Annotated in this window: 6 protein-coding genes; all 6 read right to left on the bottom strand. The window is 53.0% G+C overall.

The window, feature by feature from the left end; all coding sequences use genetic code 11:
* Positions 1–103: 103 nt before the first annotated feature.
* Positions 104–2,881, bottom strand: coding sequence for a glycoside hydrolase family 3 protein (locus DFG60_RS11620; protein ID WP_114571940.1), 2,778 nt, complete (start codon positions 2,879–2,881; stop codon positions 104–106).
* Between the two features lie 82 nt (positions 2,882–2,963).
* Entirely contained in the window at positions 2,964–4,055 is a 1,092-nt protein-coding gene (locus DFG60_RS11615; RefSeq protein ID WP_114571939.1) for an alpha/beta hydrolase, read from the bottom strand.
* A 34-nt stretch (positions 4,056–4,089) separates the two neighbouring features.
* Entirely contained in the window at positions 4,090–5,283 is a 1,194-nt protein-coding gene (locus DFG60_RS11610; protein ID WP_114571938.1) for a DUF4317 domain-containing protein, read from the bottom strand.
* A 234-nt stretch (positions 5,284–5,517) separates the two neighbouring features.
* A complete protein-coding gene (locus DFG60_RS11605; protein ID WP_114571937.1) occupies positions 5,518–6,114 on the bottom strand; it encodes a hypothetical protein in 597 nt (198 codons plus the stop codon).
* A 12-nt stretch (positions 6,115–6,126) separates the two neighbouring features.
* The gene (locus DFG60_RS11600) at positions 6,127–6,564 is read right to left on the bottom strand and encodes a hypothetical protein (protein WP_114571936.1); all 438 of its coding nucleotides are present in this window, start codon (positions 6,562–6,564) and stop codon (positions 6,127–6,129) included.
* Positions 6,561–10,160 carry an AAA family ATPase gene (locus DFG60_RS11595; RefSeq protein WP_114571935.1) on the bottom strand — a complete coding sequence of 1,200 codons (3,600 nt, stop codon included), beginning with the start codon at positions 10,158–10,160 and terminating at the stop codon, positions 6,561–6,563. The genes DFG60_RS11600 and DFG60_RS11595 overlap by 4 nt, the downstream gene beginning before the upstream one ends.
* Positions 10,161–10,184 lie beyond the last annotated feature (24 nt).

The raw sequence follows: 10,184 nt of genomic DNA, 5'->3' as shown, positions 1-10,184 counted from the left end.
GAAAATCGACTATAAAAGGCAAGCGAAGGACGTCATCCGTCTCTCGCTTGCCTTCTTTGCATCCCGTGCAGAGACGCATGCGCTATTCATTGTCAGGTTTCCCTTAAACGTTCTTCATGTGGAACGAATCCGAAAGTTTGAACGTCATGTCCTCGACCTCGAGCCCGCCGAGCGCGAAGAAGAGGGATAGGTAGTTGTGCTGGTTGAGGAAGAACACTTGAGCCGACTGCGTCACGAGCTCCCCGCCGCTTCCGTTGAACGTGAACGTCGCGGACGGCGTGTTGTTCGCGAACAGCGTCACCGGCATCTGGGCAAGCTCACCGGCATGCGAACGCGCCGTGACCGTCACTTCGTACATCCCCGGCTGATCGATCGAGATCGCGAAGACGTGCGTGCTGCCGGTCGACGTGTCGACGTCGCGGAGGCTGATGCTCCCGCCGTCATCGACGTGCTGATAGGCGACGTCGAAGTCGAGGTCCTCTTCAGACGCCTCGCCTTGGCCGATCACCTCGACCGCGCCGTCGTGCAGGCCGAGCGTCCGTTCCATCACCGGTGCCTGAAGGATGAAGCGGCAGATGTTCGCAGCACTCCGCAACAGCTCAGCGCGCGTCAGCTCCCCTTCTGCGAGCGACGCGATGGTGTTGTCCTCGAACGGATTCGCGTCCGGCTGGCTGATGACCATGTAGAGGTCGTTTTGCGAGCGGACCATCGATGCCGTGTCATACTTGTTCGCGGCTTCGCCTTCCCGGTTGATCTTCGCCCACCAGTCCGTCATGACGATGCCGTCGAAGCCCCACTCGCCGCGCAGGATGCGCGTGTTCTGATCATACAGTCCTGCCGTCCAGACGCCGTTGACGGCGCCGTACGTCGTCATGATCGAGCGGGCCTCCCCTTCCTTGACCGCCATCTCGAACCCTTTCAGGTAGATTTCCCGGAGCGCCCGCTCGGAGACGACCGAGTCGATGTCGTGCCGGTGGAATTCCTGGTTGTTCGCGCTGAAGTGCTTGAGCGTGCCGGTCACGCCGACCCGGTGCATCCCGCGCAGCTGAGCGATCGCCATCCGCCCGGTCAGGTGCGGGTCCTCCGAGAAGTACTCGAAGTTGCGTCCGTTCAGCGGATTGCGGTGGATGTTCATGCCCGGTCCGAGCAACGTGTCGACCCGGTTCTTACGCAGCTCGAGTCCCGTCATCTCGAACAAATCCTCCATCAACGAGAGGTTGAAGGTCGAGGCGAGCAGGGTCCCGTTCGGCAGGGAGAACGCCTTCGTCCCGATGTCCATCCGAATACCGGAAGGACCGTCGGCGCAACAAGCGGCAGGGATCCCCCACGCCTCGAGATCGTCCGAGACGCCGCCGAACGCGCCGGCCGTACCCGGTGTCACGCGCGGCGAGTTCATGCCTTGCCCGCGGACGATGCAGGCGAGGTCCTCGTCCGTCAGTTGATCGAGGAAGACGTCGAGCTCGACCTTTCCATGATGGACGTCCGCAAGCCGGAATCCACGGTCGCCCGTATAGGCGCGGTCTGCCGGAAGCTCGTTTGCGCAGCGTTCCTTGACATCGATCGTCCGGAGCGGCACGTCCTCGTACGCCAGTTCATATCCTTCTTCGCCGAGCGTCGCCTTCATGCGTGCGAACGGCTCGACCGGTGCCATGTTCTCACTCAGCGTCTCGATCACCCGGAGCGCGTCGACCGTGTAGTCGAAGGCTGGGCTCGCCGAGCGGACGTCCGTCCCGACGTGGAGGCGATATGTCCCCACTTCCAGGACGTAGGACGACTTGTGTCCAGTCGCTCCGCTGTCGTCGTAGCTCGCGAATTCCGTGACCGGAATCTTGAAGACGAGCGTCTCACGCTCGCCTGCCTCAAGCAGCATCGTCTTCTCGAAGGCGACGAGCGCGCGCGCCGGATTGCCGAGGGCACCTTGCGGCTTCTCGACGTACACCTGGACGACTTCCTTGCCGCTCCGCTTGCCCGCATTTCTCACGGCGACCTCGAGCGTGATGACTCCGCCGTCTTCTGCCGCCTTGACGACCTCATGCGCGAAATCCGTGTAGGACAGGCCGAACCCGAACGGATAGAGGACCTGTCCTTTCGCGAACGTCTCGAAGTAGCGGTAACCGACGTAGATATCCTCCTGATAGATGCCCTTGTCCGCGTCCCCGAAATTCTTCGTCGACGGATAGGCGTCGATTGAGCGGGCGATCGTATCCGGTAGCTTCCCGGACGGCGTGATCTTGCCGGTCAGGACGTCGACGAGTCCGCTTCCGCCTTCCATCCCCCCTTGCCAGCTGTAGAGGATCGCGCTCGGACTGTAGTCCGTCGCCCATTTCATGTCGATGATGTTGCCGACGTTCAGGATGACGACCGTCTTCGCGAACGCCTTCGTCACCTTCTTGATCAGCTCTTCCTCGATGTCGGTCAGCAGGTAACTGCCCGGATCAGCCGTGTTGTCACGGTCCTCGCCGGCCGTTCTGCCGATCAGGATCAGTGCGACGTCGGATGCACTAGCAGCCTCTTCGACCAGGCTGTCCGTGACGGCCATCTCGACTTGCGACCACGGCTCTCCGGCCCACCCCTCCCCTTTATCGAACGGGTTTTTCTCGACCCACTCCTCGTAGACCTTCAGTAGCGATTCGTTCACCTGAAGGTCCGCGCATTCCTTGAGCGCGTCGAGCGGACTCGTCACGTAGGAGACGTTGACCATCCCGCCTGACCCTGTTCCGCTCTTGTAGTAGTTGAACTGACTCCGTCCGAACACCGCGACCGTCGCGCCTGGTGCGATCGGCAACGTCTCCTTGTCGTTCTTGAGCAGGACGGCCCCTTCCGCGACCGCAGTCCGTGCCAGTTCCGTGTATGTATTCCAGTCGAGCGTATACTTTTTCATCCCGTCATCTCCTTAGATTCAAATTCGTGATAAACCAGTCCTGTCAGTTATCGAAAGCGCTTTCGAAAAATTCCGCGCGAAATCATCCGAAGACGCGCTTGAGCCCTTTTGCGATTTCGTTCATGCAATCCTCTGCTTGCGGGTACTCGCCGAGCTTATCGATGAACGCATGGTCCATCCCTCTGTACTGGACGATCCGTGTCTCGACGCCGGCCCGCGCGAGTTTCCTTGCGTAGGCCTCGCCTTCAAGTCGCAGGTAGTCATACTCCGCCGTGACGATGAGCGCATCTGGAAGCCCTTTCATTTTAGCATGGAATAACGGAGAGACAAAGGGATTCGTCACGTCCGTTTTTCCTTGCAGGTAGATGTCGTTGAACAGGTCGGCCGACTCCCCGAGCGACAAGACGATGCCCCGGATCAGCTCATCATGCTCGTGTATGTCATATTGCGCGAGACTCCATCTGTAATCGTCCGTCTCGATCGACCCGAGATTGACGACCGGATAGATCAGCGCCTGGTACTTGATCATGTCCGTTCCTTGTTCCTGATCGAGGATGGCGCAGACAGCGGCAAAGTTCCCGCCGGCGCTGTCTCCGGCCACCGCGATTTTTTCTTTAGCGATGCCGAGCCCCTCCGCATGCCGATGGACCCATTTGACCGCCTCGAAGCAATCCTCGAGTCCTGCCGGGAAGGGGTGTTCCGGCGCCAGACGGTAATCGACCGAGACGACGACCGCGTTCGCCTTTTCCGCCAGTGCCTTGCATGGATGTTCGACCGTCTCGAGGTCGCCGCCGAAGAATCCGCCGCCGTGGAAGAAGATGACGCCCGGCAGGAGCTCGTCCGCTTTCGGCGCATAGACCCGCACCGGGATGTTTCCCTTCTCACCGTCCAGGACGAGCGACCGAATACGGATGGCGCTCGTCGTGACATCCTGATTCGGCCAGCCCATCTGCGCGCGGATCGCTTCGATCGAAAACGCCGTTTCCGCTTCAGTTGCCGGTTCCTCACTACGTTGTCTCAGGACGACGTCAAGCACGCGCGGGTCGAGCGTTCCTTTCGTGTCTGAATCCGGTATCGGCTTGATGACCGTCTCGACGCCGTTCTCGTTGCGGGTGAGCGCGGACGTCTCCAGGCGATGGAGCAGTTGTGCATATGAGATGTGGTGAGTCGACATAGTATTCGAACCTCCCTGACAGTTTATTTGTCGTTTAATCGATCAGGTCTTCTGAGATCAGCTTGAACCCGTCGATGACCGTGTCCTCTTCCACTTCGATCAACAGGCAGCGCTTGCCTTTGTAGTTGACTTGTTTGACGTACCGCAAGTCTTGCGGGCTGATCGCGATGTTCGCGACCTTCGTGCTGATCTTGATCGACTTCGAGGCGTAGCTCGGGACGATGTTGCTTGCCTTCATCTCGTAGCGTTCGTCGTCGACGACCTGCTTGAAGGCCCGTTCGACCCGCTCAGTGTCGACGTCCTCGACGCCGCTCGCCTTCAGCACGCGTTCGACTTCCCGCGCGTCGAGCACCGGCGTGCTCTCCTCTTCGTCTTCCTTCTCTTGTTCTGCGACGAGCAGGTAGTTGATCTCCTCATAGACCGTCGCGAGCGTCTGCGCGTTCACTTCCTCGCCGATGACCGCCTTGACGACCTCCTCGAACACCGCCTTGTCCTCCTCGGCCGTGACGATCTCCTGACCGTTCAGCACGTTCTCGATGAACTGGAAGTCCGGCCGGTTCGGCTTGTGCGCCGCGTACAGGATATGATTGACGTCCGGTGCGTTGTCCGTGAAGCACGGGAACAGGAAACCGCCGACCGGCGTGTCGAGTTTGATGACCGGGTCGACGAGCGGGCTCGACTTGAACTCGCGCTCGATGTAGTCGAACACGAGCGACGTCTTCGGCAGTTCGGTCGAGTTCAGGCTGCTGAGGATGAGCGGCGTCGTATAGACGTCGTCCCGCGGATCGATGTCGGTCTCGTCCGCGTGGCGTTTCGTCGGCTTATAGTACTGACCGCGGATGAAGGTGACGACCATGTCGTCCTCATACTGGACGTCGCGGAACATCTTCAGCGCGATCTGTCGCATGTTCTCCTGCCAGTCTTCCGAGTCCTCCGCGCGCAATCCTTCATACAGAAGGCGCTGCGTATGATCTTCCTGCCCGTCTTCGTGCGGCTGGAACTTCACCTCGAACAGCTTCGCGTCGAGCTTTCCGCCGAGTACCTTCTTGAAGTTCGCGAGGAACAGCTCCTGTTGTTCCTTCTCGAGCAGCGGGAAGGGACGGCTCTCCTCGTAGAAGATCTCATTGCTTTCCTTCCGTATATAGATGTTGTAGATCTCAGCGATTTTGAGTGCATCGGCATCCACTTTGAAGTGTTTGCGGATGTCGGCTATGTCTTTTTTGTTCATTTCTATATCAACTCCCTGACTAAGTAGGTTCATGTCTGGCGTAACAAAAGCATCAGCAACTAATGGTAATTCTCCGATGTCACCTATTATAGCAAGATTTGAAAAACCAGTTGTTTAAACCCTCTATCTTTCGTTTCAAGTATCTATCAAGTCCGAGCTTATTAAAAAGAATCTGAATGCCCCTGGAAAATAAGGGCACTCAGATTCTTCGACTTCAATAATCATCTCTGGCATTTATAATGGTTTGACGGTATACGTATTACCCGAATTCACGCTTACGACATTATAATACGTCACTTTATCATTCGGAAACTTGACTGCGTACGATATACCAGCTCCATTATCCTTTAGTCCCTTTACTGTCACCGTACTCGGAACCGGTATCGAGAGCGCTGCAGGATTGTGTGCCAATATGAGTTTCTCTCGCATCAGCTGTCCATTTATAAGGATTTGGACTTCATCATTATCCTCGCTGTTAAAGTCCCATATCAGCATTTTCGCCTCACCCCCGGAATCCCCCAAAGTGACCTCGAAATCCCTTGCGCTGATTCCTGAATTGGTCTCCTCCGTAAACACGGTCTCGCCTGCCGCGGTAGACTTACTGATTCGATTAGCGACCATCTCCTCGGCACTTCCTTCTGAACTGGAGAAGTTTGAAATCATGCCTAGTGTTGCTGCCAAAATCACCGTACAAATAGTCCCTAAGAAAACTACTTTTCTATGGCTATGTTCGTGAGGGATGATCTCCTGCCGCTGTTCTTCTTCCCCAAACTGCGTTAGATCATGCCTGCCGTCAATCATTCCTTTTTTCCTATTCGCTCTCTTCAACATCATAGCTCCTCCTTAGCGCATCATCTTATAGCTAATCGGATACTTATAGTACCAATAGGATAAAAAGACTCGTCCGATTACGATCGTAAGGATTGTCAATCCCATTGCGACAGTTTTCCCTATCAGCATGTCATCCGCCCACAGGTTCGCAAACATCAAGCTGATTTGCATGATGATGAAGCTGAGGAAACACATTTGAAAAAACGGCAAGAGGACCGGAAACTTACGATAGATCCAATTCAAAGAGGAATACTTCATCGATAAAAACAGAATGAACCCAACGATAGCAATAATGCTCAGTCCAAGATCAAGTCTTGGCGCCCCCAATTTATAGACATCCAGCATATCTGTGAATGACATCAAAGGACCGATTACGATCATCAGAATCGAGACAGGGAAAAGAAGGACATAGAAGAAGAGCGCCCACAATATTCGAATGATTTTTTTCACCTTTCAACACCTCCCGCTTGTACAAAGTCCTCGACCGTCAACAACGTCAAATCCTCCCTAGACGGCTCTTCCATCTCACTTAATCTCAACGCATGTCGTCGAATGGCGGCCTCACAAATATTTCTCGCAAGACGTCCGTTTCCTGAAGAATCTTCTCCGGCCATGTCTTCAAACACTCCTCTTATGGCCTTTTCTCCACCAACACTCAACTCATACCCCTTTGGTTTCAGGAGAAGAACACTGATTTCTACAAGCTCGTCAACTGAATAATCAGGGAAGGTGATCACATTCGGGAATCTGGAGCGTAGCCCGGCGTTCGAATTTAGCAGGTTTTCCATGTCATCCTCATAGCCCGCCAAGATCACAATCATATTTTCACGATGGTCATCCATGAATTTGACGATCGTATCGATTGCTTCCTGACCGAAGTCTTGTCCCTCACCAATCAGAGCGTAAGCTTCATCAATGAACAGAACACCACCTAATGCCTTCTCGAGAACTTCGCGTGTTTTAAGAGCTGTTTGACCAACATACCCCGCTACAAGTCCAGAGCGGTCCGTTTCCACGATATGGTCCAGCTTGATGACGCCAAGCTCCTTCATCCTTTTAGCCAGGATTCGCGCAATCGTAGTTTTCCCGGTCCCCGGGTTTCCCTTGAACACCATGTGCAAAGATTGAGCACCCATGTCCGGCAGACCGATCGCTTTCCTTTTCTTCGCCACTTCGACCTGCGCCGATAGCGAACGGACGAACATCTTGACTTCATCCAACCCGACAACCGCATCGAGTTCTTTTAGCGCATTGACTGACGGTCGTTCATTCATCAAACCGAAATCATCGATGCCCAGTAGATTCAATTGTTCCTGGTCGACGTTTTCGTCCTCCATTATTCTGACTGCTTGATGCCTGATGGCAGATTCCAGCATATTTCTTACGAGACGCCCATTGCCACTGTCGTTTTTACCTGGTATCTGTTTTCTTTCATAAAATTGAGCTAATGTCACGAGCATGTCCGAATCAAGCTCAAACCCCTTTGCCTTCGCTTGGATTTTCGTTATGTCGACAAGTTGTTCCGCTGTGTAGTCAGGGAATTCGATTTTCATAGGGAAGCGGGAACCGAGCCCTGGATTGCTCCGCAAAAACTTCTCCATTTCATCGGTGTATCCGGCTAAAATCACCACCAGGTCCTGCCGATGATTTTCGATCAGTCTGACGAGAGTATCAATCGCCTCTTTCCCAAAACCTCCGCCTTGCCCCCCTTCTTCGACCAGACTATATGCTTCGTCGATGAATAGCACTCCTCCTAAAGCAGATTGGACGATTTCTGTAGTTTTGACCGCTGTTTGTCCTACGTATTCGGCAACGAGCTGACTCCGGTCCACTTCAATCAAGTGCCCTCTTTTCAGCAATCCCAGCGACTTGAGCATTTCAGCGAGCATTCGCGCAACCGTAGTCTTTCCAGTTCCCGGATTTCCTGAGAAGATGATATTCAGCGTTTGAGTTTGTTCCGTCCGGATCCCAGCCTTTTTCCTCTTGTCATTTGCGCGAATTTGTTTTTCCAAGCTTCTGATGAATTCTTTTACGGTATCGAGACCGATAATGTTTTCAAATGCCGGCTCCAGCTCAAAACTCGGACGCTTAGCGATGCCGAAATCTGCAGCGGCTAAAAGTTCGTAGTCCCGTATGCCTGTTTTTTGATTCAGGCGCACCGCCTGTTTCCGAATTGCATCCTCCAACATATTCCGGACCAGACGCCCGTTTCCAGCATCATTACGGCCCGAAATCTGTTTTGAATCAAACAACTCGAGGAGACCTTCTTCCAGACCTGTTTCAATCTTGAAGCCTTTTGCTTTCACCATCCCTTCCAAAATCTCGAACATCTCTTCGGAAGAATAGTCCGGGAACTCGATAAGATAAGGGAATCTTGATTGAAGACCAGGATTCATTTTCAGGAATTCCTCCATCTCTTTCGTGTAACCCGCAAGAACGATGACCAGATCGTCACGGTGATCCTCCATTCCCTTGACCATAGTATCAATGGCTTCCAGACCAAACGGATCCTGCTTATTCCGTGACAAGGAATACGCCTCATCAATGAAGAGGACACCCCCAAGCGCCTGTTCAATGAGTGCATTGGTCTTAGGGGCAGTAGATCCAACGTATTCTCCAACCAGGTCTTGCCTTGATGCTTCTACGAGCTGTCCTTGCGAAAGCAGCCCCATCGCCTTCAATATCCGCGACACCAGCCTTGCGACGGTTGTTTTACCAGTTCCCGGATTTCCGGTGAACACCATGTGGATCGTCATTTTTCCGGACTGTCTGCGTCCAGCTTCCTCCCTCATCTTCTCTGCCTTCACCGTTTCCAACAGCTCGTGTACCGCTCTTTTCACTGCGTCCAAACCAGTCAGACGATTGAGCTCATCAAGTAAGTCTTCTATCTTCTCTTCTTCTACGAATGGAATCGTCTTCAACAGGAAAGTCTTTTGCCCTTTCACTGCCGATAGATCATCCCCTTGCAACTGAATCTGAATAAAGTCCCCCACCAGTAAATGGCCTCTTGATCTTAAATCTACAAGCCCCTTATAAAAATCCTTCTCCACTAGCTGCTCGATAGCTTCACCATATTTTTTCGTAATCATGATTCGTTCGACCAGTCCGGCAAACACCTCTCGTTCAATCAAGACATTCAACTGCGTCTGAACTTCAAGCTTACGGGAAGCAATCTCGAGCTTCGCTTTTAAAATAGCTTCGACATCGCTCGGCATCAGTGGTGCTGAAATAGCGTAAGATTGTATTTCCTTCAGGATAGGAACAGGAATTTTATTCGCTATTTCAGCAGGCAGTTTCCCATGCACCTCTTCTTTTAGATCGACATCGCAATAAAAAATGAGAAAATAGTTGGCGGCCTCGATCATTTGACTGTTTGAAGTCCTGAAAAACCCTTGCTGGACGAGACGAGAAATATACTTCAACACCTCATCATCAGCGTTCTCCCAACCTGTAAAGCAGACGGTGCCAATCCCATACTCAAAAGCCGCAAAACAATCCAATACAAAATTACTGTGAACGTCTTCTTTCGCGTAATTCTTCAAATCGATTGTAGTTACCCGTCTGTAAGGAACGAGTTTCTTTTTATAGAGCTGGTCGACCAGTAGCTCGACTGTCGTAAACTTCCCAGTTCCTGCTGGTCCCGCAAGAAGGATGGTGTTTTGGATTTTGTTTTTCTCTCTCTTGAAAAATGCGCTCTTATATGCAACTGATAGCTCATCAATGAAAGAGCCTTGTCTCAAAATCCGGGCATTCAGCTCCTGCTTGATCTCCTGAAAAATAACATCCAGTTCCTCGTTCGATCGATTCAATCCCATCTGCTTTATACCGTACTTCGCATCTTTGACTACTTCCCCAACCGCTCCTACAGAATGGGGGACATGTTGTGGGCCTCCACTAATCGAGTCAGTTCTCAATGCCCCAGCACTCACCATCGTTTGAGCCTGTTTGCCGATTCGCTGTTTCTTGCTCGCGAATCCTTTTTCTTTTACGAAATCAATCAGTTGCAGCTCAGGTATCAAAATTCGAATCCACTTTTGGAAGCCCATTACACACCCCACCTAACATGTATT

The organism is Exiguobacterium flavidum (genome assembly GCF_003344535.1).
Lineage (GTDB): Bacteria > Bacillota > Bacilli > Exiguobacteriales > Exiguobacteriaceae > Exiguobacterium_A > Exiguobacterium_A flavidum.
Note: the sequence above shows the minus strand (reverse complement) of the source record. Positions and strands in the feature narration are given on the sequence as shown.